Origin of the sequence: Blautia hominis (assembly GCA_002270465.1) — a bacterium.
In the GTDB taxonomy this organism is placed as follows: domain Bacteria; phylum Bacillota; class Clostridia; order Lachnospirales; family Lachnospiraceae; genus Blautia; species Blautia hominis.
This window is the reverse complement of record NQOF01000001.1, coordinates 358791-382837: the sequence shown is the minus strand read 5'-3', so window position 1 is coordinate 382837 and position 24047 is coordinate 358791. Positions and strand designations below refer to the sequence as shown.

Genomic DNA, 24047 nt, shown 5'->3' with positions numbered 1-24047 from the left:
GCAGCCAGGTAAGTGTGCAGACCGGCCGCATGGCTGCCGGAAATCCTTCGTTACAGCCAATATAGCCAATAGAGGACCAAAAGTCAAGAGAGGCGGCATAAAAGACAGAAAATAAAGATCAGAAGAAAAAAACAAAGAAAGAAATTGATTTTCTGCACAAAACTGTCTATGATACTTTATGGAACAATTCTAAAGGTTCGTGTATTTATTATGCGGGCTGAAAGAGAATATTGGGCAGAAAGTCATCTGCTAAAGGAGGATATCTATGAAACTTACGATACTTGGCACCGGTAACGCTGCGGTGACAAAATGTTACAATACCTGTTTTGCATTGACAGAGGGAAACCGGCATTTTCTGGTAGATGCGGGAGGCGGAAACGGAATCCTGGGAAGGCTCAATGAGGCGGAGATCTCCATACTGGATATCCATGATATATTTGTGACCCATGAACATGTGGATCATCTCCTGGGTGTTGTCTGGATGATACGCATGATCGGCACTGCAATAGAACAGGGAAAGTACCGGGGGGAGCTGCGGATCTACTGCCATGAAGGACTGAAAGATATTTTAACTACGATCACTACGCTGACCATACAGAAGAAGGTGACAAAACACCTGGGAGAACGCATCCGTTTTATCACAGTGGAACACGGAAGCCGGGCAGAGATTCTGGGCTGTGAGACAACATTTTTTGATATCTTTTCCACAAAAGCAAAGCAGTTTGGCTTCACTCTGAAAACAAAAGAGGGGGTCAGACTGACCTGTGCGGGAGATGAACCGTATAATGCAAAAGATGAAGGGTTTATAAAGGGCAGTGACTGGCTGATGCATGAAGCTTTTTGTCTCTATTCCCAGAGAGAGACATTTAAACCATATGAAAAGCACCACAGTACCGTAAAGGATGCCTGTATGATGGCGGAAGAACTGGGTGTGTCAAATCTTATCCTGTATCATACAGAGGACAAAAACCTGGAAGAGAGAAAACGCCTTTATACAGAGGAAGGCAAAGGATACTACAGCGGAAATCTTTTTGTGCCGGAAGATATGGAATGCTTTGAGCTGTAAGGAGCGGGAGAGCGGATCGTTAGAGTCCGACATAAAAGAGCAGTCAGAGTCGGGAACAGAGGTACGCGTAACGGTACAATAGGATCACAGCGAAACAAGGAAGGAGGGTGTCTTATGAAAGGATGGAATGAAGGCATTACCAATGCGATCGCATATATGGAAGAAAATCTGACGGAAGATATTGATATAAATAAAATAGCGGAAAAAGCGTATGTGTCGAGCTTTTACTTTCAAAAAATATTTCATGTGTTATGCGGGTTTACGGTTGGTGAGTATATAAGAAACCGCCGTTTGTCACTTGCGGCACAGGAGCTTTGCTCTACACCTATAAAAGTGATCGATGCTGCGCTGAAATACGGTTATGATTCACCGGATAGTTTCGCAAGGGCATTTACCAGATTTCATGGGATAAGCCCCTCTGCAGCAAGGAAACAGGGGAGTAAACTGAATTCTTTTGCACCGCTGAAAATTAAGCTTATATTGGAGGGCAGTACAATGTTAGAGTATAAGATTGTTGAAAAGTCACAGTTTACCGTTATGGGAAAGTCCCGCAAGATCAATACAGAAACTGCTTACAGTGAAATCCCCATGTTTTGGCAGGAACATATGAAAAGTGGGGGGAGCGAAGTTGTGTGCGGCATGTATGGAATATGTATGGACAATGATGGTAAAAGCCTGGATTACCTCATTGCCGATAATTATATTCCCTGGAATGAGGTTCCGGAAGGCTATGAAACCAAAGTGATCCCGGCAGGTACCTGGGCTATATTTCCTTGTCATGGTGCATTGCCGAAAGCATTGCAGGATGTGAACACAAAGATATGGAGCGAGTGGATGCCGTCCTGCAGAGCATACAAGCTTGCAGGGAACTACAATATTGAGATGTATACACCGCCGTGTGACTCCCCCGATGATGATTATAACGAAATTTGGATACCTGTAGAGAAGGTTTGATCACACTCGATCACGTTCCTTGCCTCTGTATTATGCAGCGAGGTGCGCGTGGCTGCCTCGGGATTTTCATGTGCAAGCGCATAAAAACACCTCGCGGGATAACAGCCGTGAATAGTAACAACTGTTACGATTATTCTGCTGTTTTTTAAGAAACATCTTGACACATACCATAAAAGTGTGTATAGTATATGACATAAGTTAGCTGAAGCTAACTGAGATATCACTCCACAAAAACATACACAACCCAATCAGCGGATGTATTTCCATACATCCGCTCTAATAAAAAATACGAGTTAGCTAACACTAACTTTTTGAAAGGAGAATTTGCCCATGAGTATTGTCATTGTAGGCGGAAATGAGAGAATGGTCTGTCAGTATCAGAATATCTGTAAATGCCATGGCTGTAAGGCAAAGGTTTTTGCCAAGGAGAAAGGCGCCATGAAGAAAAAACTGGGCTGCCCGGATTTAATGATCCTATTCACCAACACGGTTTCTCATAAGATGGTGGTAAGTGCCCTCCAGGAGGCAAAGAAGAATCAGATTCCGGTAGCCAGGGTGCACACAAGCAGTGCCGCGGCTCTGCACAGTGTTTTAGAAGAATATGCAGGAAAGGAATGAGTGACTATGCTGGAACGCTATCTGATAGAACATTGTTCTCCCACACTGGCATCCATCAAGACGGCAAATCTGTTTAATATGCCCTATGACTCCTGGGAGGGGCTGGAAAGCCAGCTTGAAAGCCTGACGCAGCAGTTTGCGGAGAAGGGGATTTCCCTTTCGGTTGTGAGAAAGCGGGAAGGTACAGCCCTGATCTATGTGTACAGAAGGCAGAAACTGAAAGAAGACCTGGCAAGGCCCGGCGTTGCGGGATTTTTGGAAGGATGCGGATATACGGATATTGACGTTGACCGGGCGATCAAACGGCTGCGCATGCGGCTTGAGAAAGGTGAGGACTTCCCTCATGAAATAGGCCTGTTTCTGGGATACCCCTTGGGAGATGTGAGGGGATTTATTGAAAACGCAGGAAAAAACAGTAAGTGTGCGGGATGCTGGAAAGTATACTGCAATGAATGCGAGACCATGAAACTGTTTAAAAAATTCCGGAAATGCAGGGAGATATATCTCAGACTCTGGCAGCAGGGCAGACCTGTCCGGGAGCTGGCAGTGGCGGCATAAAAACTGCCGGCAGATGATCATAAAATATGGAGGATGAAAGCATGAGTAAGATAGCAGTTGTATATTGGAGCGGAACAGGTAATACGGAGATGATGGCAGAGGCTGTTTTAGAAGGTGCAAAAGAAGCGGGAGCAGAGGCCGCTTCCTTTACCCCGGATACATTCAGCGTAGATAAGATAGAGGAGTTCGACGCAGTGGCTTTCGGATGCCCGTCCATGGGGGACGAGGAACTGGAGGAGACAGAATTTGAACCTTTATTTTCCGACTGTGAGCCAAAACTGAACGGCAAAAAAATTGCTCTTTTCGGTTCTTATGGCTGGGGAGACGGTGAATGGATGCGTTCCTGGGAGGAAACTTGCAGGAAAGACAAAGCGGTACTTGTCTGCGACAGTGTCATTTGCAACGAGGAACCCAAAGATGAGGAGAAAGAGGCCTGCAGAAAGCTGGGAAAAGCGCTGGCTCAGTAATCACGCCCATACATATTCGGACCCTGTAAAAGAAGCGGTTTTATGCTTGTTTCTTTTACAGGGCTTTTTTTATTTGTAAACGGGGATTGATTCCTGTTCACGCTGTGCCCGGCAACACACTTCCCAGTGTTCAGCAACGGGAATTGATTCCATCCAACAGAAAACTTAACAAAAATAGTGCAATTTGTCCGGCATTATGCTACAATAATTTTAACTTAAGTTAACAGGCAGCAAAGCAGGAGCTGGAGCGGATGTCCGGATTCCATTTGCTGCAAAGTAAAGATGCGGTAAGCATATAAAAAGAAAAGCAGGTGAAAGAACATGAATACATTTTTGGGGATTTTAATTCCCTTTGCGGGAACGACACTGGGGGCTGCCTGTGTGTTTTTCCTGAAAAACGAGATTAAACCACTGGTGCAGAAAATGCTTCTGGGATTTGCATCGGGGGTTATGATAGCAGCTTCTGTGTGGTCGCTCCTCATTCCATCCATGGATATGTCGGAGCATATGGGGAAATTAGCGTTTATCCCGGCAGCGGTGGGGTTTGGCCTTGGAATTTTGTTTTTACTGTTGATGGACCGGCTGATCCCTCATCTCCATCTGGGATGCAGTGAACCGGAGGGGAAAAAATGCAGCCTGAAAAAGAATACCATGCTGGTGCTGGCTGTAACGCTTCATAACATACCGGAGGGGATGGCAGTGGGAGTGGTGTTCGCAGGTATGCTGGCGAAGAATTCGGATATCAGTATGATGGGCGCATTTGCCCTTTCCATTGGTATTGCCATTCAGAATTTCCCGGAGGGAGCCATTATTTCCCTTCCTCTGAAAAGCGAGGGGAATTCAAGGCTTCGCGCTTTTGGTATGGGAACGCTGTCCGGGATCGTGGAGCCGATAGGAGCGCTGGTTACGATCCTTCTGGCGTCTTATATCACCCCTGTTCTTCCGTATCTGCTGTCTTTTGCAGCGGGTGCTATGGTGTATGTGGTGGTGGAAGAGCTGATACCGGAGGCCAGTGAGGGAGATCACTCAAATATCGCGACCATCGGTTTTGCCGTTGGGTTTGTGATAATGATGATATTAGATGTGGCACTTGGATAAATCATGCGTGGCGGCGGCTGTCCGGTTCACACCGGAAAGCAAAACGGCAGCACGCAGGCGTCTGTGTGAAAGGGGGATCTACATGCAGAAAAAACTGGAACCCGGGGAACTGCTGGATGAACAGGGGAATCTGGCCCAGGCCGGATATGCCATGTCACTGGTGAAAAAATATGACAGGAAAAAGATTCAGGCCAACCCTCTCAGGATTAAGGAGTGGGATTATTATCTGATCTATGATCCGCATTTCGGGGTGGCGCTGACCGTGGATGACAACAGCTATATGGGGCTTATGAGCATCTCCTTTCTGGATTTTGACAACAGGACAGAGCGGACAGTGAGTCCAATGACGGTTTTTCCCATGGGAAAGACAAATCTGCCGCCTGACTCCCGGTATGGAGAGACAAGATACCGGGATAGGAAATGTTATTTTTCGTTTCAGGTGGAGGAGGGCAGACGGGTACTCAGGGCCTGGATGAAAGACTTTGAGGAAAAGGAGCCGATCCGGATGAAGATCATACTGGATGATGAGCCGAGGGACAGCATGGTGATCGCCACTCCTTTTGAAAAGGAAAAGGCATTTTACTATAACCAGAAGATCATCGGTATGCGGGCAAAAGGTGTGGTGGAGTACAAGGGCCGGCGCCATTCTTTCAGCCGCGAAGACAGTTTCGGGCTGCTGGACTGGGGGCGGGGCGTGTGGACGTACAGCAACACCTGGTACTGGAGCGCCATGCAGGGGCTGATCGACGGAAAAGTTTTCGGCTTTAATCTGGGTTACGGGTTTGGGGATACCTCTGCGGCCTCTGAAAATATGCTGTTCTATGACGGCCATGCCCATAAGCTGAACCAGGTGAGATTTCATATTCCCGGTGAGAAGGAGCATAAGGAACAATATCTGAAACCCTGGTATTTTACATCGTCGGACGACCGGCTGGATCTGACCTTTACCCCTGTGCTGGACCGCAAAGCGTATACTTCTGCGGGAATCATCCTGAGTGACCAGCATCAGGTGTTCGGACATTTTGACGGCACTGCGGTGTTAGACGACGGGAAAAAACTGGAGATTCGCCACATGCTGGGATTTGCGGAAAAAGTAAGAAATAAATGGTGAGAAAGAAAATGGAGTAAAAGTGTTGACTTTTGCTCCATTTTTTGTTATTGTTGTCTTGTAAGAAATAACACCCCCCAGGGGTGTAGTGATAGATGGAGAAATGCATACAGGAAAGGAGCTGTGTACATGCAGGCAGATAAAGCAAAGATCAGCCGTCTTTTGAAAACAGCCCGCGGGCAGATAGACGGCATTCTGAAGATGGTGGAGGAAGACAGGTATTGTATTGACGTTTCCCAGCAGCTTATGGCGACAGAAGCCATTTTGAACAAGGCTAACAAGGAAATTCTCACAGCCCATCTGAAAAACTGCATCAAAAATGCGGATACGGATGAAGAAAGAGAAGAAAAGGTGGATGAACTTGTGACTATGTTGGGCAAAATATTAAAATGATCACGAGCAGCTGAAGGGAGCGAAATATTATGAAACAGAAATTTGATGTGACGGGCATGACCTGTTCCGCCTGCTCTTCCCGGGTGGAAAAATGTGTCAGAAAGCTGCCCGGCACCAAGGATGTCAGCGTAAACCTGCTGACGAACAGCATGCAGGTGGATTTTGATGAGTCCGCCCTGTCTGTGCAGGATATAGAAAATGCAGTGGAACACGCCGGCTACGGTGCCGCGGCTGCAGGTGAACACGAGAATGCGGAAACCGCCGGGAAGACTTCCGGGGCCGGGAAAGCCTCTCAGGCAGCAGCAAAGCCCGGGGAATCTCCGGTGGAAAAACATATGCACGAGATGAGGAACCGGATGATCCTTTCTTTCCTGTTTCTGATTCCCCTCATGTATGTCTCCATGGGGCATATGGCAGGGCTGCCTCTTCCGGGATTTTTAAGCGGTCCGGAGAACGCGGTGGGGTTTGCCATGACCCAGTTTCTGCTCTGCCTTCCGGTGGCATTTGTGAACCGGGCGTATTATACCAAAGGGTTCTCCACCTTAATGCACGGGGCGCCCAATATGGATACTCTGATCGCCATCGGTTCTGCGGCATCCCTTGTATACGGTGTATTTGCCGTCTACCGGATAGGTTACGGGCTGGGTGTGCAGGATATCGCCCTTGTGGACCAGTACAGGCATGATCTGTATTTTGAGTCTGCTGTGATGATCCTGGCATTCATTAATGTAGGAAAATATCTGGAAGCACGTTCCAAAGGCAAGACCAGTGAGGCCATCCGGAAACTGATGGATATGGCACCCAAAACGGCTGTTGTGGAGCGGAATGGACGCCAGATCGAGATTCCCGCGGAGGAAGCCCTGGAGGGAGATATCTTCCTTGTGAAGCCCGGCAGCAGCATTCCCGCGGACGGTATCATCATCGAGGGAAGCACCAGTGTGGATGAGGCTGCCATCACCGGGGAGAGCATACCTGTGGAGAAGAGTGTGGGAGATACGGTAATTGCGGCTACTATGAACAAGGCAGGATTCATCCGTTTCCGGGGAACAAAAGTGGGGGATGACACCACATTTTCCCAGATCATACGCCTGGTGGAGGAAGCCAGTTCCAGCAAAGCGCCCATTGCCAAGATCGCGGATAAGATCGCGGGTATTTTTGTACCCATTGTCATGGGGATCGCATTGATCACGGCAGCGGCCTGGCTCATTGCGGGAGCGACCTTTGAATTTGCGCTCTCCTGTGCCATTGCGGTGCTGGTCATCTCCTGCCCCTGCGCACTGGGGCTTGCCACACCGGTGGCCATTATGGTAGGAACGGGAAAAGGCGCGGAAAACGGTATCCTCATCAAATCCGGTGAGGCACTGGAGATCACCCACAACATAAAAAGTGTTGTATTGGACAAAACAGGTACTATCACCCAGGGCAAACCCCAGGTAACGGATATCCTTGCGTTTCAACGTTCGGAAAAAGAGCTGCTCACAGTGGCGGCCGCCCTGGAGGAAAAAAGTGAACATCCCCTGGCAGAAGCCATTCTGGAGAAAGCAGGAGCTGAGGGCATAAAACCTGCCAAAGCGGAGAATTTCCTTGCTGTGCCCGGACGAGGTGTGCAGGCGGAGATAAACGGCAAACGGTACTTTGCAGGCAATCAGAAGTTTGCCAAGGAGAAGGGGCTTGCTGCGGAGAGCCGGGATCAGGATATGGTACGTCTGGCAAAAGAGGGTAAGACACCCCTTCTGTTCTTTGACGAGAATGAGATACTTGGGATCATTGCCGCAGCGGATGTGGTGAAGGAAACAAGTGCCCAGGCGATCCGGGAGATGAAGAAACTGGGTATTGAGGTCATCATGCTCACAGGAGACAACCGAAGAACTGCCGAGGCGATCAAACGGCAGCTTTCTATAGACACCGTCATTGCCGAGGTGCTTCCTCAGGACAAAGAGCGGGAAGTGGCAAGGCTCCAGGAGGGCGGAAGGACTGTAGCCATGGTTGGCGACGGTATCAATGACGCCCCCGCACTTGCCAGAGCTGATGTGGGGATCGCCATCGGCGCAGGTACAGATGTTGCCATTGAGAGTGCGGATATTGTACTCATGAAGAGTGATCTTCTGGATGTGGTGACAGCGGTGGGCCTGAGCAAAGCGGTCATCCGCAATATTAAACAGAATCTGTTCTGGGCATTTTTCTATAACGCCTGTGGGATCCCACTGGCGGCAGGGCTTCTTTATCCCATGTTCGGCTTAAAGTTAAGCCCCATGTTCGGCGCGGCAGCCATGAGTCTCAGCAGCTTTTTTGTTGTGACCAATGCCCTGCGGCTTCGCTTCTTCCATGTACTGAAGAAACCTGCCAAAAAGGAGCAGACAGAAACCGTTGACAATGGAGATCAAGGCAGAACACTGCCGGAAAATAAGGAGGAAACAAAGATGATAACTATGAAGATCGAAGGAATGATGTGTGCACACTGCCAGGCAGCAGTGACAAAGGCCCTGAACGCTGTGGAGGGCGTGACAAAGACAGACGTGAACCTGGAGGACAAGGCCGCCTATGTGGAAACCAGCGGGGACGTATCCGGGGACGCGCTGAAAAAAGCGGTTGTGGATGCGGGATATGAAGTGACGGAAATAACTGCATAGCAGGTCTTCGCATTACCTGTAAAAACAAAGGTTTAAAAGAGGCAGAACATCCATGAAAAGGGGTGTTCTGCCGTTTCTGTTCACAGGCCACTGTACCGGGAGGCGTTTCCATGCCGGAAGCATGAAAATCCCGAGGCAGGCCGCGCCATATGGGGCAGGATGCTCCATATCTGTGCATCGCGAAGCGTGTTACTGTTCACAGGCCACTGTACCGGAAGGCGTTTTCATGCCGGTAGCATGAAAATCCCGAGGCAGCCAGCGCGATATGGGGCAGAATGCTCCATATCTGTGCATCGCGAAGCGTGTTACCGGACACGGAGTGGACAGTAACGTTCTGCCTTTTGCTGCCGATAGCGCACAGGACGGCCTTGTCATGCAGACGGATTATCTGTTATACTTTGCGTATGGCCGAAAAAATGAAAATTGAAGAAAGCGGCAAACCCCGGAAAAATCCCGGCGCAGACCCGCGTAATAGATAAAAGAACGGCGGGAAAGGAGATATATTATGATACGTGTAGGTATGGGTTATGATGTACACAAACTGACAGAGGGAAGGGATCTGATACTGGGAGGCGTGAACATCCCCTGGGAGAAAGGCCTTCTGGGACATTCTGATGCGGATGTGCTTCTGCATGCCATTATGGACGCACTTTTAGGCGCTGCGGCGCTTCATGATATCGGCAGGCATTTTCCGGACACAGATCCAAAATACAAGGGCATATCCAGTATGAAGCTGCTTGCCCATGTGGGAACCCTTCTGGAAGAAAATATGTATGTGATCAATAATATTGACGCAACTATTATTGCCCAGAAACCAAAGATGCTGCCTCATATTGATACTATGAGGAAAAATATAGCAGAGGTCCTGCATCTGGAGGAAAACCAGGTCAATATAAAGGCCACCACAGAGGAAGGCCTTGGCTTTACAGGGGCAGGGGAGGGGATTTCCGCCCAGGCCATCTGCGCGCTCACAGACGCCAGAGACCTGATGATGGATGACCGCATGCAAAGCGGCTGCGGCGGCTGCTGCCAGAAAAAGTAATGTGGCGTTTCGGCAGCCTCCAAAGAAAAAAGCGGCTGTGAAGGAAAGCAGCCGTTACAAAGTAAGAACAACAGGAGAGGATTAGGAAACATGAGTATATTAAACGTAGAACATCTGTCCCACGGCTTCGGTGACAGGGCTATTTTTCAGGATGTATCTTTCCGCCTTTTAAAAGGCGAGCATATCGGTCTTGTGGGGGCCAACGGTGAGGGAAAATCCACCTTCATGAATATTATCACCAACAAGCTGATGCCGGATGAGGGAAAGATTGAGTGGGCTAAGAATGTCCGCGTGGGATACCTGGACCAGCATACCGCGCTGGAAAAGGGAATGACCATACGGGATGTGCTGAAATCTGCATTTGCCTGGCTTTTTGAGATGGAGGAGAACATGAATGCCATCTGCGACCGCATGGGGGAGGCTTCCGAGGAGGAACTGAACCGGATGATGGAGGAACTGGGCACCATTCAGGACCTGCTCACCGTGCACGATTTCTACATTATAGACTCCAAGGTGGAGGAAGTGGGAAGGGCACTGGGCCTTACGGATATCGGTCTTGACAAGGACGTGACGGATTTGAGCGGGGGGCAGAGGACCAAGGTCTTACTGGGGAAACTGCTTCTGGAGAAACCGGATATCCTGCTTTTGGATGAGCCCACCAATTATCTGGACGAGGTGCACATTGAATGGCTGAAACGGTATCTGCAGGAATATGAAAATGCTTTTATACTGATCTCCCATGACATCCCCTTCCTGAATCAGGTAGTAAATCTGATCTACCACATGGACAGCCAGCAGCTGAACCGGTATGTGGGGGACTATGACCATTTCCAGGAGGTCTATGCCGTGAAGAAGGCCCAGCTTGAAGCTGCGTACCAGAGGCAGCAGCAGGAGATCAGCGAGCTGAAGGATTTTGTTGCCCGCAATAAAGCCCGGGTGGCTACCAGGAATATGGCTATGTCCAGACAGAAGAAGCTGGACAAGATGGATGTGATCGAGCTGGCAAAGGAAAGACCAAAGCCGGAATTTCATTTCCTCACAGCCAGAACCCCCAGCCGTTTTGTGGTGGAGACAAAAGAACTGGTGATAGGCTATGAGGAGCCATTATCAAAACCCCTGACCCTGACCGTGGAGCGGGGGGAGAAGATCGCACTTGTGGGAGCAAACGGCATCGGCAAGACGACTCTCTTGAAAAGTATCTTGGGACTGATCCCTGCATTGTCCGGCACAGTACGTCTGGGGGATTACCTGGAGATCGGTTACTTTGAACAGGAAATGCCCCAGGGCAACAAGCGGTCATGTATTGAAGAAATATGGGAGGAGTTTCCCGCTTACACCCAGTATGAGGTGAGGGCGGCCCTGGCAAAATGCGGCCTGACCACCAAGCATATTGAGAGCCTGGTACGCGTGTTGAGCGGCGGGGAGCAGGCAAAAGTCAGACTCTGCAAGATCCTGAACCGGGAGAGCAACCTGCTTTTGCTGGATGAGCCAACCAACCATCTGGACGCGGATGCCAAGGCGGAGTTAAAGCGCGCCCTGCAGGAATATAAAGGTACGATCCTCATGGTCTGCCATGAACCGGAGTTCTACGACGGCCTGGTATCCAAGGTGTGGGACTGCTCAGAGTGGACAACCAGAATCTGACAGGAAATCTTTATTGTCAATACGCTACAAATAAAACACTTTAAACGGGAGAAGTATATGACACTTTCACAAAAGAAAGATTCACTTTTCTTTGAAAAAGTCTGGAAAAAGTAAAATTTATGAAAAAATCTGCAGGAACTAAAAATAAAACTTGCAAAATCTGGCAGCAGGTTTTATAATAACCTACATAAGTTTTACACATATCACTATAGGAGGATTGTCATGTCATACGTAGATGAGGTAATTGAATCAGTAGTTAAGAAAAATCCAGGTGAACCGGAATTTCATCAGGCTGTCAGAGAGGTCCTGGAGTCTTTGAAACCGGTTGTTGATGCAAACGAAGAAAAATACCGCAAAGAAGCACTGCTGGAGCGTCTGGTAGAGCCGGAACGCATCATTATGTTCCGCGTACCGTGGGTGGATGACAATGGCAATGTGCAGGTGAATAAAGGCTACCGTGTACAGTTCAACAGTGCGATCGGACCGTACAAAGGAGGACTCCGCTTCCATCCGTCCGTATATCTGGGAATCATCAAGTTCCTGGGATTTGAGCAGATCTTCAAAAACTCTCTCACCGGGCTTCCCATCGGCGGCGGTAAAGGCGGCTCTGACTTTGACCCGAAAGGAAAATCCGACAGAGAGGTTATGGCATTCTGCCAGAGCTTTATGACAGAACTGTACAGACATATCGGTGCGGACACAGATGTACCTGCCGGTGATATCGGTGTTGGCGCAAGAGAGATCGGCTTTATGTTTGGACAGTATAAGAGGATCCGCGACGCTTACGAAGGCGTTCTCACAGGCAAAGGCCTGACATACGGCGGTTCTCTGGTGAGAACACAGGCTACAGGATATGGTCTGTTATATTTGACAGAAGAGCTGCTGAAATTAAACGGCAAAGAACTTGCCGGCAAGACAGTGGCAGTATCCGGTGCAGGTAATGTTGCCATTTATGCCATTGAGAAAGCATACCAGTTAGGTGCTAAACCGGTGACCTGCTCCGACTCCGCAGGCTGGATCTATGATCCGGAAGGCATTGACCTGGCAGCTTTAAAAGAGATCAAAGAAGTAAAACGTGCCCGTCTGACAGAGTACAAAAATTACAGACCTAACGCAGAATATCATGAGGGCAAAGGGGTATGGAGCGTGAAAGTGGACGTTGCCCTTCCGTGTGCGACCCAGAATGAGCTGCAGTTAGAAGATGCAAAACAGTTAGTCGCTAACGGATGCTTTGCAGTATGCGAAGGCGCTAACATGCCTACCACACTGGAGGCTACCGAATATCTGCAGGAGAACGGAGTTATCTTTGCGCCGGGCAAAGCTGCCAATGCAGGCGGTGTTGCCACATCCGCACTGGAAATGTCACAGAACAGTGAGCGCCTGAGCTGGAGCTTTGAAGAAGTAGACGCAAAATTACAGGGTATTATGGTCAACATCTGCCACAATATGGCGGATGCAGCGAAAAAATACGGCAATGAGGGCAATTATGTAATGGGTGCCAACGTAGCCGGATTTGAAAAAGTTGCAGAAGCAATGCTTGCACAGGGCATCTGCTAAGTTTTTGTGATTTGAACAGCCTTCCTTGAAAATAGAAATGAAATAGATAGAAATCAGCCTCTTGTAAGAAACGGATGCAGAATCACAGGATTTTGCGTCCGTTTTTGTCTGGAAAAATCTTGTTTGCAGGCGCGCTGTGAGCTATAATAAAGAATAGTGAAGACTGCAGGAAGATGCAGGGGAGGTATGCATGAAGAACCCTTTTGCGGAAAGATTGGTAAAATCGTTTTTTAACGCCTATCTGGTGGAGCGCAGCGTGGAGAAGACAGAGGGTTTTCTGCACCGTGATATCCAGTGGATCGGTACCGGCGAACAGGAGTTTGCCAGGAACAAAGCAGAGGCTTTAGAGGCACTCAGGGAAGAGATCCGTATGGACCCCATGCCTTATCATATAGATTTTGAATACGTGGAGAGCAGGGACCTGGATGTGTGTGCTTCTGTTCTGGTCCGGATGCAGGTTGAGCGCGGGGAGATCTCCATTAACCTTCGGGTCACTGCGTTCTGTAAAAGGGAAGAAAAGGGATGGACCATTGTATCTATCCACGCATCCATAGCAGCAGCGGATCAGGAGGAAGAGACATATTTTCCGGACTCCACAGGCAGGAGATCCAGAAAAGAAATGGAGAAGCAGATTTCAGACCGCTCTATGGACTTGATCAAACGGAGTATACCCGGAGGTATGATGGGGGGATACATAGAGGAAGGATTTCCGCTGTATTTTATCAATGACCAGCTTCTCAATTATCTGGGATATGATTCCTATGAAGGATATGTGGGGGACATAGACGGAAAAGTGATGAATTGTATGCATCCCCAGGACGCCCCAAAGGTTGACGAGATAGTGGAAAAAGCCCTTGCGGAAGATGAGGAATACGAGGTGCAGTACCGAATGCGGCGCAGGGACGGCAGTTATATCTGGGTCAATGATATAGGAAGAAAGGTGGTCTCTGACTCCGGCAGGGAGATCTGCATCAGTACGATCCGGGATATTACCGATGAGGTGGAGCACAGCCGGGAGATCGAACGGCAGAAGGAATGGTATGACAGACTTATGCAGTCTGTCCTGTGCGGTATTGTCCAGTATAAGGCTACGGATGACATGAAAGTGGAATTCAGGATGGCAAACAATGAGGCTGTGCGCATTTTCGGCTATACCCCGGAAGAATTTTGGGCAAAAAAAGACTGGAATCTGCCTGCATTGGTGGCAAAAGAGGACAGGGAACGGGTGATGAGGGAGTTTTCCACCCTCCGAAAAGCAGGCGACCGGAAAGGATATGAATACAGACTTCTCAAAAGGGATGGGGAAAAATGCTGGATTGTAGGAAATGCGGAGCTTCTCTATGACATGGATGGGGAGCTGGTCTTCCAGAGTGTATTTATTGACATCCACAAGCGCAAAGAGACAGAGATGAGGAATTTGAATCTCAAAAGAGAGGTGGAGGCCAGCCGGGAACTTCTCAGATTTTCCTTGGAAAATACGGCATTTTATGATTTCTATTACTATCCGGAAAAGAGGACACTCCTAAATTCAGCGCGCACCTGCCGGTATTTCGGGTGCAGGAAACAATATGATCATATGCCGGAAAGCTTTATTGAGGAGTTTGTGGAGGCGGAATTTGCGCAGGAATACCGAGAGATGTTTGCCCGGATTTATGAGGGGAATAAGACGGCATCCTGCGAATTCCGGATGAAAAGAACGGGAACCTGGTGCAGGTCCTTTTTATCTGTGGTGGAATACGGGGCAGAGCGGACACCGGTTTCTGTCATTGGAATTGCCGAGGATATCACAAAAGAAAAAAATACAGAGCTGGACAACATTCGTCTTCAGGCTATTTATGATTTTACCATGGAGCATGATTACGAATATTTAAGCATTATAGACGCGAAAAAGAATCAGTATGCCATGCGGTTTTCAGATAAGGAGGCATATCCGGACATTCCGCTTGCGGGAGTGTATGATGCAACAGCAAAGCAGTTTTCCGGACATTATGTGGCAGAGAGGGACAGGGATTTGTGGCTTTCCAGAATAAGCCTTGAGAATCTGGGGAAATGTCTTCAGAAAGATACGGACCTGGTGCAGTTTATCTATCTCTCCGGTGATGGCAGGTATAAGGAACTGCGCATCTGCTGCTTTGAGGGACAGCGGGATATGTATTTGATGACATCCAGGGATGTGCACGATGTGATGAAGAAAGAGGAGGACAGCCGCCGGGAACTGGAGGAGGCACTGAAGGCTGCGGACAGGGCCAACAGAGCCAAGTCTGATTTCCTGTCCAGGATGAGCCATGAGATCCGTACGCCCATGAATGCCATCATCGGTCTTACGGAATTGTCGCTGAGAACAGAGGAGCGCTCTGGCGGTTCCAGAGACAGGCTGGAGCAGATCAAGGTGTCTGCCGGCTACCTTCTGGCACTGATCAATGATATACTGGATATGTCCAAGATCGAGAACGGAAAAATGAAGATAACAAAAACTTCATTCTCTCTTCAGGTGATGATGAAAGAGATAAGAGACATTCTGCTTATGCAGACAAAGGAAAAGAAGATCCGTTTTACAGTCTGTGCAGAGAATGAGGAAGATGTTTTGGAAGGTGACAGTATGCACATCAAGCAGGTTCTCCTGAACCTGTTGTCCAATGCGGTGAAATTTACGCCGGAGGGCGGAAGTATCTGTCTGGAGGCAGCAGTTCTGCCTGAGAAACAGGGGGTTCTGCCGGTACGTTTCTTGGTAAAGGACACCGGGCCGGGAATCGCCGTGGAGGACCAGGAGCGGATATTCAAAGCGTTTGAGCAGGTGGAAGGGGCAAAAAACCGCCAGATGGGAACCGGACTGGGCCTTTCTATCAGCAGAAGCCTGACCGCGCTAATGGGAGGTTCCCTGAAGGTGGAAAGCCGTTTGGGTGAAGGCGCTGCATTTTATTTCACGCTGCCTCTCGGAAGGGGAAGCATATGCGGGGAAGAGGCTCCAAAGTATGCGTGCAGATGGGAAAATCTGAGAATCCTTCTGGCGGAGGACAATGAGATCAATGCGGAGATAACAGCGGAACTCCTGAAAATGTGGGGGATCCGGACAGATGTGGCCGCGGATGGAAGGCAGGCTGTGCTGCGCTTTGCCCACAGCGGGCCGGATACCTACGGGATGATACTGATGGACCTGAAGATGCCGGTTATGGACGGGTTGAAGGCTGCGCGCGCCATTCGGGATATGGAGCGGGAGGATGCAGGTTCTGTACCTATCGTAGCCATGACGGCCAATACGTTTCAGGAGGATGTGGAAGCAGCCAAAAAAGCCGGTATGAACGGTTTTCTGGCAAAGCCCGTGGATGTGAAGAAGATGCAGGATATGATAGAAAAATTCTGCGGGGTGCCGGAGGCTTCCGGGAACAGACAGGAGAAAAACGAGGAAGGGTTGTAAATAGATGCAGAGAGAAAAAACCATGCTGATTGCAGATGACGTAGAATTGAACAGAGCGCTCCTGGAGAATATATTTGAGGATGAGTACAGCATTCTTCAGGCCGCAGACGGAGCGGAAGCCATGGAGATCCTGCGCAGCCAGCCGGTTGATGTGGTCCTATTGGATATTGTCATGCCGCGTATGGACGGATTTGAGGTTCTGAAGACCATGAAGGAGGACAAGGCCCTATCCGGTATTCCGGTCATCATGGCAACCTCAGAGAAGGAAAAATCAGAGGAGCACGCGCTGATACTCGGAGCGGACGATTTTATCAACAAGCCGTACCGGGCCATGGTGGTGAAAAAACGTGTGGAGAATATTGTGGTAAAGCATATTCTGGAGCGGAAAAGACTTGAGAATGCCCTTTTTGAGACCAGAAATGAGCTGAATTCCCTGATTGATTCTGTTCCGGGCGGTATTGGTGTCTGGAAGGTGACAGATAAGGTGCAGGTGGAGTATTTTAATGACGGGTTCTGCCGCCAGTTCGGCTATGACCGGGAGGAGTTTCAGGAGAGATTCAGCAAAGACCTGACCGCTTTGTGGGTTGGCGGTGATACGGAATATATTCTCGGGCGGCTCAGGGAAAATCAGGACAGCAATGAAAGGATCTCCGTGGTCCATCAGGTGAGGCGAAAGGACAAAGGCCTTAGATGGCTGAGTTTGAATGCGCTGAAATACAAGGAGGAGGACGGAGTCCCCATTTACCGCATTGTAAATATTGACGTGACGGAGAGCCGGGAGAACGAACTTCTCATAGAACAGAAAAATCAGGAGCTGAGATACCTGTTGGAGCATGATGCCCTCACCGGGCTTTATAACCGTTCCACTTTCTGCAGGAAGACCGCGGATTTTCTGAAACAGAACCCGGAAGGCACTTATAATATGGTGCAGTTTGATATTGAGCGTTTTAAAGTGATCAATGAGCTGTACGGCAATTTTATGGGAGACAGGATACTGCTCCTCATAGCTGAGGGGCTTCAGAAATGCCTGAAGAGCAAAGGTACCTATGGCAGGCTGGAGGCAGACCATTTTGCCGTATGTCTGCCTGCGGGAACGGAGGAACTGCAGTATGTACGGGAGCAGATGGATAAAAGTCTGTCATCTGTGAAGATAGAGCAGAAGATCAATCTCTATTATGGAGTCTATACCATAGAAGACAGAGAGATGTCCGTGGATCTGATGTGCGACAGGGCAAACCTGGCGCTGCGCACAGTCAAGGGAAATTCAAACCGTTCCTACGCGGTATATAATGACGAACTCCACCAGGTGGTCCTCAGCGAACAGCAGCTTACCAATTCCATGGAGGAGGCGCTTCTCCAGCGGCAGTTCGAGGTGTATTACCAGCCTGTTGTGGATTTGAAGACAGGGGAAGTAGTGAGTGCAGAGGCGCTGGTGCGGTGGAACCATCCGGAAAAGGGAATGGTGTCACCCGGATTTTTCATTCCTTTTTTTGAACATAATGGTTTTATCATCAAGCTGGATGCCTACATAAGAGAGGAAGTCTGCAGAAATATCCTGGAACTGAGGCGCAGGGGTCTTTGCAGTATCCCTGTCTCTGTCAATGTTTCCAGGCTGGAGTTTTATGATCCCAATCTCTGCAGAAGCATTATTGATCTGACGGAGCGTTACAGGCTGGAGCCGGGTATGATGCGCCTGGAAATTACGGAGAGTGCCTATACGGACAATCCTCAGCAGCTTTTGGCAGCCATGAAAGAGCTTCAGAATTATGGGTTCCAGGTGCTGATGGATGATTTCGGAAGCGGATACTCCTCTCTGAATATGCTGAAGGACGTACCGGTGGATATCCTGAAATTAGATATGAAGTTTTTAGAGAATCAGGGTATTTCCGGCAGAGGGCCTGAGATCCTGGCTTCCCTGGTGCGGATGGCGAAAAAACTCGGTATGCGTACCATTGCGGAGGGGATCGAGACAAAAGAGCAGGGAGAGTTTCTGCGCTCTGTCGGCTGTGAATACGGACAGGGGTATTATTATGCAAGACCGATGCCGGCAGATGCGTTTACCGGTCTGCTGATGGCAAGAGAAAACGTAAAGGGCTGATGGATATGAAGGAACATCCGGAAAGAACAGGGAAGCTGCTGGGCGTGCTGGGGACCTGCTGTCTCATATTTATTATTCTGGTCTCCGCCATTTTTGCAGTGCAGCAGAACAAACTCAATGAGGAGTATGACACCCTGATCGGGAATAACCTCTCTGCCTACACAAAAAACCAGAAGAGACAGCTCAATGGAAAGATATCAGACATTCTGAGTACCATGGGGGCCGTGGCGGCTGTGATGGATACCAACGGGCTGTCGGCCAAAGAGGACTGGTTCGGGCCGTTTCTCAACCGTATTGGGGATAAGAATAAGGGGTATCATCTGGAGTATCTGGATATGGATGAAATAAGAAAGGAACTGGAGAAGGGGGACTGCTGGTTCACAGAACAGAAAGTCTATCAGCAGCTTCTTCAAAACGGTTCCACCGTCTCAGACCATTTTCGTGTGGACGAGGAGGGAAAGTATTATTTTGCAGTGGGTATTCCCGTATCCAAAGGGGGAAGTGTTACCGGGATCCTGCAGACGGAAATCCCGGCTACGATCCTCACATCTGTGACACAGGAAAGCAGGATGTATAAGGAGGTCAGCACCTTTATAACGGCCAGGGACGGGGAGATCGTCTATTCCAAAGTTCCTGATTTTGCCACGGACAGCAGTCTATTCGGGATCTTGGAGGAGAGAGGGATATCAAAGGACGATGAGAACAAAGTCAGGGATATGCTGGAAAAGAGTAGAAATACGGAAATTACGGACAAGATCTCCCTGGACAAAATAAGCTATTATGTATCTGTGGAAAAAATGGATTATAATGGCTGGTATATTGCCAACTTCGTCAGTGAGGACAATGTGCTGGTCAGTTCCCATACCGTTTACCGAAATGTGCTCCTCACGGGAATGCTCCTCATCCTACTCACAATAGCTGTTGTCAGTGTAGTCTTTGTTGTTTTGAGAAAGCAGCAGAGAGCGCGGGTGATGGAACAGAAACGCTTCGCAGCGCTTTCCCAGTTTTCCGATACGGTACTGTTTGAGTATTTCTGCGGGCAGGATGTACTGGAATTTACCAACAACGCAAGGGACATGCTGGGCCTTGATACCCTGCGCTTTGAAAAGTTTTCCCATAGGCTTGACAATGGAAGCGTACACCCTGATGACAGGGAGATCGTGTACAGAACGTTAAAGGAAATGCCCCATTCTCTGGATACCCGCAGCATACAGCTCAGGGTAAAGGGAAAGGAGGGCCGGTATAACTGGTATTCCTGCCACTTGAAGGCCATATTTGACAAAAAAGCAAGCGCCAGCGTGGTGGTGGGCAAGCTGCAGGATATTACAGAGGTCAAACACAGGGAACAGAGATTGATGGAGATCAGTGAAAGAGACGTGCTCACCAACACCTACAACAAATCCGCAGTGGGAAAAATATCACAGAGATTAAAAGAGAATGCCGCAGGTGTCCTTTTTATGATCGATCTGGATGATTTTAAAAGCATCAACGATAAGTGGGGGCACGAGGTGGGGGACATTGTCCTGAAAAAAGTCGGTGAAGTTTTAAACAAAACCTTTCGCTCAGACGATCTGGTGGTGCGTATGGGCGGGGATGAATTCGCAGTGTTCCTGCAGGGAAATGTGGATTCTGAAATGGCAGAAAAGAAAGCGGCCCTGGTACTGGAGGCCATAAGGGATATTCAGATCCAAGGCGCCGGGAGGCTGGTATCTGCCAGTATCGGCATTGCCATAAGCCCCAGGGACGGCTGCACCTTCTCCCAGCTTTACCGGGCCGCGGACACGGCTATGTACCGGGTGAAAAAGTCGGATAAAGACGGTTTTTGCATCAGCAGGTGAAAAATCCATTGACAAACAGGGCATTTATGCATAAACTATAAAAAGATATGGAAAAAGCTGTGAACGGAAAGAGTAACTCCGGGAATTTTTACAGAGAAGGACAGTCACCGGCTGAGAGCTGTCCAAAAAGGAAAGGGTGAAAGTGCGTCCGGGAGCTGACCGGCCTTTTGCAGGAAGGTCCGTAAGCCCGCGTTAAGGGTGTGAGCGGGGGACAATTGTCCTCAAATAGAGTGGAACCGCGGAGTGATATCTTCGTCTCTATATGGCCTTAACAGCCATATAGGGACGTTTTTTGTTATAATAGAAAGGAAATAAAACCATGGGATTTGTCAAACATATAAAAGAAGAATTTCAGGTTATCCGGGAAAGGGACCCGGCGATCAAGACGCCGCTGGAAGTCCTTCTGTATCCCAGTTTTCGAGTCATGATCCAGTATCGAAGGGCTCATAAGCTCTATGAAAAAGGTCATTATTTCCTTGCCAGATGGATTTCCCAGAGGGCAGCCAGAAAAACAGGTATTGAAATCCATCCCGGGGCAAAAATAGGAAAGGGACTGTTTATTGACCACGGAACCGGTGTGATCATCGGTGAGACCACAGTCATTGGGAATAATGTCACCCTCTATCAGGGTGTGACACTGGGCGGTACGGGCAAAGAGACCGGCAAGCGCCATCCCACCCTGAAGGACAATGTGATGGTAAGTGCCGGAGCGAAGATACTCGGCTCCTTTACCATAGGGGAAAATTCCAAGATCGGTGCCGGAAGCGTAGTGCTGGAGGAAATACCGCCAAACTGTACCGTAGTCGGTGTGCCGGGCCGTATTGTGAAGCGGGAAAACCAGAAGGTACCCAGAAGTGATATGGACCAGGTGCATCTGCCTGACCCGGTACTGGAGGACATCAGAAAACTGCAGAGTGAGAATGAACACCTGAAGTCCAAGCTGCAAAAGCTGGAATACGCGCTTCAGGAAGTAATAGAAGAAAAGGAGTAAAGACATGAAGATTTATAATACCCTGACAAAGAGAAAAGAAGATTTCGTTCCCCTGGAGGAAGGAAAAGTAAAAATGTACGTGTGCGGACCCACCGTATACAATTTTATCCACATTGGAAATGCAAGGCCCATGATCGTATTTGATACCGTGAGAAGATATATGGAGTACAAAGGATATGATGTAAATTATGTATCCAATTTCACGGATGTGGATGACAAGATCATTGCAAAGGCCATTGAGGAGGGCGTTCCCGCGGAAGAGATTTCCGAGCGCTTTATCAAAGAATGTAAAAAGGATATGGCGGACATGAATGTAAAGCCTGCCACTACCCATCCCCTGGCAACCCAGGAGATCGACGGTATGATTCATATGATCCAGACCCTTATTGACAAAGGGTTTGCCTATGCGGTAAACGGTACGGTATACTTCAGAGTGAAGAATTTCAGTGAGTACGGAAAGCTGTCTCACAAGAATCTGGATGATCTGCAGTCAGGATTCCGCTCCATCCAGGTATCAGGCGAGGACCAGAAGGAAGACCCCTTAGACTTTGTACTCTGGAAGCCGAAAAAAGAAGGGGAGCCTTACTGGGTATCCCCCTGGAGCGAGGGAAGGCCGGGCTGGCATATCGAGTGCTCTGTCATGTCTAAAAAATATCTGGGTGAGGAGATTGATATCCATGCAGGCGGTGAGGACTTGGTATTCCCTCACCACGAGAATGAGATCGCCCAGTCTGAGTGCTGCAATGGCAAGATCTTCGCTAAATACTGGATGCACAATGCATTTTTGAATATTGACAACAGGAAGATGTCAAAATCGCTGGGCAATTTCTTTACAGTACGTGAGATTGGCGAGAAATACGACCTGCAGGTGCTCCGCTTCTTTATGCTGAATGCCCATTACAGAAGTCCTCTCAATTTCAGTGCGGAGCTGATGGAGGCTTCCAAGAACGCTCTGGACCGTATTGTGACATGTGTGGACCAGTTAAAACACCTGCTTGAAAATGCCGGGGGTGAGGAGATTTCAGAGGCAGAGCGGGCACTGCTTCCTGAGATCGAAGGCTATGTGAAAAAATACGAGGAGTCCATGGAGGATGATTTCAACACAGCGGATGCCATTGCAGCTGTTTTTGAGCTTGTGAAATTCACCAACACCCAGGCGGGAAGCGGCAGCACAAAGGCATTTGTAAAGCTGCTCTTTGATAAGATCACAGGCTTGTGTGATATACTGGGACTGCTCGTGAATAAAAAAGAAGAAGTTCTGGACTCTGATGTGGAGCGCCTCATCGAAGAACGCCAGGCAGCCAGAAAGGCAAAGGATTTTGCACGTGCGGATGAGATCCGTGACCAGCTTGCCTCCATGGGCATCATTTTGAAAGATACAAGAGAAGGTGTACAATGGAAGAGAGCTTAAAAATGCTGAAAGACATGTTTGGCCTGGAGGATACGGATATCAGAACGTATTCTCCTCTGACCCTGGCCTATATCGGGGATGCCATCTATGAGCTGGTCATCCGCACCATTTTGGTGGAAAAGGGTAACACGCAGGTAAATAAGCTGCATAACCGGGCAAGCAGGCTCGTGAAGGCGTCTGCACAGTCCGCCATGATAGAGAAATTGAAACCTCATCTCACAGAGGAGGAGACAGCGGTATTTAAGCGGGGCAGAAATGCAAAATCTTATACCATGGCCAAGAATGCCAGCATGTCAGATTACAGAAGGGCAACCGGTTTTGAGGCGCTGATGGGATATCTGTATCTTACGGAGCAGTGGGAACGGATGCTGGAGCTGATTAAAACAGGTATGGAAGAAGGAGAAGCAGATGGAAGAGAAATTCCAGGAGAGTAAAGTGGAAGGCCGCAACACAGTGCTGGAGGCATTTCGTTCCGGCCGGGTAGTGGACAAGCTGTTCGTGCTGGAGCGATGCGAGGACGGCCCTGTCCGCACCATCCTAAGAGAGGCGAAAAAGCATGATACCATGGTGCGGTTCGTGAAAAAGGAGCGCCTGGACCAGATGTCAGAGACAGGAAAACATCAGGGAGTCATTGCCATGACGGCAGCCTATGATTACGCTGAGGTGGAAGATATTCTGAATAAGGCAAGAGAGAAAGGGGAACCGCCTTTTGTGGTGGTCCTCGACAACATTGAAGACCCTCACAACCTGGGGGCCATCATCCGTACTGCCAACCTGGCAGGTGCCCACGGGGTTGTCATACCAAAAAACAGGGCGGTGGGGCTTACGGCCACTGTGGCCCGTACCTCGGCAGGCGCCCTGAATTACACGCCGGTGGCAAGAGTGACCAATATTGCCAGGACCATTGAGGAGCTGAAGAAGGAAGGCCTGTGGTTCGTCTGTGCGGATATGGGCGGCACCAGCATGTACCAGCTTGATCTAAAAGGTCCGATTGGCCTTGTGATCGGAAACGAAGGGGAAGGCGTATCCAGGATGGTAAAGGAAAAATGCGATTTTGTGGCCTCCATCCCCATGAAAGGGGATATTGATTCCCTGAATGCTTCTGTGGCTGCAGGAGTATTGGCTTATGAAATTGTGAGGCAGCGGCTTTTAGGATAAA

19 protein-coding genes and 1 other annotated feature are annotated in these 24047 nt (G+C 49.0%); all 19 genes read left to right on the top strand.

Features of this window, described 5'->3' with window-relative positions; all coding sequences use genetic code 11:
• Positions 1–265: 265 nt before the first annotated feature.
• The 19 genes from CI595_RS01770 (at position 266) to rlmB (ending at position 24046) form a co-directional block, all read left to right on the top strand.
• The gene (locus CI595_RS01770; RefSeq protein WP_095171099.1) at positions 266–1066 is read left to right on the top strand and encodes an MBL fold metallo-hydrolase; all 801 of its coding nucleotides are present in this window, start codon (positions 266–268) and stop codon (positions 1064–1066) included.
• Positions 1067–1180: 114 nt separating this feature from the next.
• A complete protein-coding gene (locus CI595_RS01765) occupies positions 1181–2020 on the top strand; it encodes an AraC family transcriptional regulator (protein WP_095171096.1) in 840 nt (279 codons plus the stop codon).
• 330 nt (positions 2021–2350) lie between these two features.
• Positions 2351–2638 (top strand): DUF2325 domain-containing protein, encoded by a 288-nt coding sequence (locus CI595_RS01760; RefSeq protein WP_065542705.1) that lies wholly within the window; start codon positions 2351–2353, stop codon positions 2636–2638.
• Between the two features lie 6 nt (positions 2639–2644).
• Entirely contained in the window at positions 2645–3196 is a 552-nt protein-coding gene (locus tag CI595_RS01755; protein ID WP_095172337.1) for a DUF3793 family protein, read from the top strand.
• A 41-nt stretch (positions 3197–3237) separates the two neighbouring features.
• On the top strand, positions 3238–3663 hold the full coding sequence (locus CI595_RS01750; RefSeq protein WP_095171094.1) for a flavodoxin: 426 nt from the start codon (positions 3238–3240) through the stop codon (positions 3661–3663).
• A gap of 321 nt (positions 3664–3984) precedes the next feature.
• On the top strand, positions 3985–4761 hold the full coding sequence (locus CI595_RS01745) for a ZIP family metal transporter (protein ID WP_095171092.1): 777 nt from the start codon (positions 3985–3987) through the stop codon (positions 4759–4761).
• Between the two features lie 82 nt (positions 4762–4843).
• Positions 4844–5872 carry a DUF2804 domain-containing protein gene (locus CI595_RS01740; RefSeq protein ID WP_095172336.1) on the top strand — a complete coding sequence of 343 codons (1029 nt, stop codon included), beginning with the start codon at positions 4844–4846 and terminating at the stop codon, positions 5870–5872.
• 126 nt (positions 5873–5998) lie between these two features.
• Positions 5999–6262, top strand: a complete 264-nt coding sequence (locus CI595_RS01735) for a metal-sensing transcriptional repressor (protein ID WP_065542703.1) — start codon at positions 5999–6001, stop codon at positions 6260–6262.
• A 29-nt stretch (positions 6263–6291) separates the two neighbouring features.
• Positions 6292–8892 (top strand): heavy metal translocating P-type ATPase, encoded by a 2601-nt coding sequence (locus CI595_RS01730; protein WP_095171090.1) that lies wholly within the window; start codon positions 6292–6294, stop codon positions 8890–8892.
• A gap of 508 nt (positions 8893–9400) precedes the next feature.
• Positions 9401–9934: a 2-C-methyl-D-erythritol 2,4-cyclodiphosphate synthase gene (gene ispF, locus CI595_RS01720; protein WP_278278002.1), complete on the top strand. Its 534-nt coding sequence runs from the start codon at positions 9401–9403 to the stop codon at positions 9932–9934.
• 90 nt (positions 9935–10024) lie between these two features.
• Positions 10025–11578 (top strand): ABC-F family ATP-binding cassette domain-containing protein, encoded by a 1554-nt coding sequence (locus CI595_RS01715; RefSeq protein ID WP_095171084.1) that lies wholly within the window; start codon positions 10025–10027, stop codon positions 11576–11578.
• 222 nt (positions 11579–11800) lie between these two features.
• The gene (gene gdhA / locus CI595_RS01710; RefSeq protein WP_095171082.1) at positions 11801–13135 is read left to right on the top strand and encodes an NADP-specific glutamate dehydrogenase; all 1335 of its coding nucleotides are present in this window, start codon (positions 11801–11803) and stop codon (positions 13133–13135) included.
• A 190-nt stretch (positions 13136–13325) separates the two neighbouring features.
• Complete coding sequence (locus CI595_RS01705; RefSeq protein ID WP_095171080.1) at positions 13326–16550, top strand: PAS domain-containing protein; 3225 nt, start codon at positions 13326–13328, stop codon at positions 16548–16550.
• A gap of 4 nt (positions 16551–16554) precedes the next feature.
• Positions 16555–18648, top strand: a complete 2094-nt coding sequence (locus CI595_RS01700) for a two-component system response regulator (RefSeq protein ID WP_095171078.1) — start codon at positions 16555–16557, stop codon at positions 18646–18648.
• A 5-nt stretch (positions 18649–18653) separates the two neighbouring features.
• Positions 18654–20486: a sensor domain-containing diguanylate cyclase gene (locus CI595_RS01695; protein WP_162291784.1), complete on the top strand. Its 1833-nt coding sequence runs from the start codon at positions 18654–18656 to the stop codon at positions 20484–20486.
• 50 nt (positions 20487–20536) lie between these two features.
• Positions 20537–20749 (top strand) — a binding site (T-box leader).
• 56 nt (positions 20750–20805) lie between these two features.
• Positions 20806–21477 (top strand): serine O-acetyltransferase EpsC, encoded by a 672-nt coding sequence (epsC, locus tag CI595_RS01690; protein WP_095171074.1) that lies wholly within the window; start codon positions 20806–20808, stop codon positions 21475–21477.
• A gap of 4 nt (positions 21478–21481) precedes the next feature.
• Positions 21482–22888, top strand: a complete 1407-nt coding sequence (gene cysS, locus CI595_RS01685; RefSeq protein WP_095171072.1) for a cysteine--tRNA ligase — start codon at positions 21482–21484, stop codon at positions 22886–22888.
• Positions 22873–23322, top strand: coding sequence for a Mini-ribonuclease 3 (locus CI595_RS01680; RefSeq protein ID WP_095171070.1), 450 nt, complete (start codon positions 22873–22875; stop codon positions 23320–23322). The genes cysS and CI595_RS01680 overlap by 16 nt, the downstream gene beginning before the upstream one ends.
• The gene (rlmB, locus tag CI595_RS01675) at positions 23297–24046 is read left to right on the top strand and encodes a 23S rRNA (guanosine(2251)-2'-O)-methyltransferase RlmB (RefSeq protein ID WP_095171067.1); all 750 of its coding nucleotides are present in this window, start codon (positions 23297–23299) and stop codon (positions 24044–24046) included. The genes CI595_RS01680 and rlmB overlap by 26 nt, the downstream gene beginning before the upstream one ends.
• Position 24047: the final 1 nt, after the last annotated feature.

Coding starts and splice junctions, on each gene's coding strand:
- CI595_RS01680 (WP_095171070.1), top strand. CDS start 22,873: ATGGAAGAGAGCTTAAAAATGCTGAAAGACATGTTTGGCCTGGAGGAT.
- CI595_RS01760 (WP_065542705.1), top strand. CDS start 2,351: ATGAGTATTGTCATTGTAGGCGGAAATGAGAGAATGGTCTGTCAGTAT.
- CI595_RS01735 (WP_065542703.1), top strand. CDS start 5,999: ATGCAGGCAGATAAAGCAAAGATCAGCCGTCTTTTGAAAACAGCCCGC.
- CI595_RS01765 (WP_095171096.1), top strand. CDS start 1,181: ATGAAAGGATGGAATGAAGGCATTACCAATGCGATCGCATATATGGAA.
- CI595_RS01750 (WP_095171094.1), top strand. CDS start 3,238: ATGAGTAAGATAGCAGTTGTATATTGGAGCGGAACAGGTAATACGGAG.
- rlmB (WP_095171067.1), top strand. CDS start 23,297: ATGGAAGAGAAATTCCAGGAGAGTAAAGTGGAAGGCCGCAACACAGTG.
- CI595_RS01745 (WP_095171092.1), top strand. CDS start 3,985: ATGAATACATTTTTGGGGATTTTAATTCCCTTTGCGGGAACGACACTG.
- gdhA (WP_095171082.1), top strand. CDS start 11,801: ATGTCATACGTAGATGAGGTAATTGAATCAGTAGTTAAGAAAAATCCA.
- CI595_RS01700 (WP_095171078.1), top strand. CDS start 16,555: ATGCAGAGAGAAAAAACCATGCTGATTGCAGATGACGTAGAATTGAAC.
- cysS (WP_095171072.1), top strand. CDS start 21,482: ATGAAGATTTATAATACCCTGACAAAGAGAAAAGAAGATTTCGTTCCC.
- CI595_RS01740 (WP_095172336.1), top strand. CDS start 4,844: ATGCAGAAAAAACTGGAACCCGGGGAACTGCTGGATGAACAGGGGAAT.
- CI595_RS01730 (WP_095171090.1), top strand. CDS start 6,292: ATGAAACAGAAATTTGATGTGACGGGCATGACCTGTTCCGCCTGCTCT.
- CI595_RS01755 (WP_095172337.1), top strand. CDS start 2,645: ATGCTGGAACGCTATCTGATAGAACATTGTTCTCCCACACTGGCATCC.
- CI595_RS01715 (WP_095171084.1), top strand. CDS start 10,025: ATGAGTATATTAAACGTAGAACATCTGTCCCACGGCTTCGGTGACAGG.
- CI595_RS01705 (WP_095171080.1), top strand. CDS start 13,326: ATGAAGAACCCTTTTGCGGAAAGATTGGTAAAATCGTTTTTTAACGCC.
- CI595_RS01695 (WP_162291784.1), top strand. CDS start 18,654: ATGAAGGAACATCCGGAAAGAACAGGGAAGCTGCTGGGCGTGCTGGGG.
- CI595_RS01770 (WP_095171099.1), top strand. CDS start 266: ATGAAACTTACGATACTTGGCACCGGTAACGCTGCGGTGACAAAATGT.
- epsC (WP_095171074.1), top strand. CDS start 20,806: ATGGGATTTGTCAAACATATAAAAGAAGAATTTCAGGTTATCCGGGAA.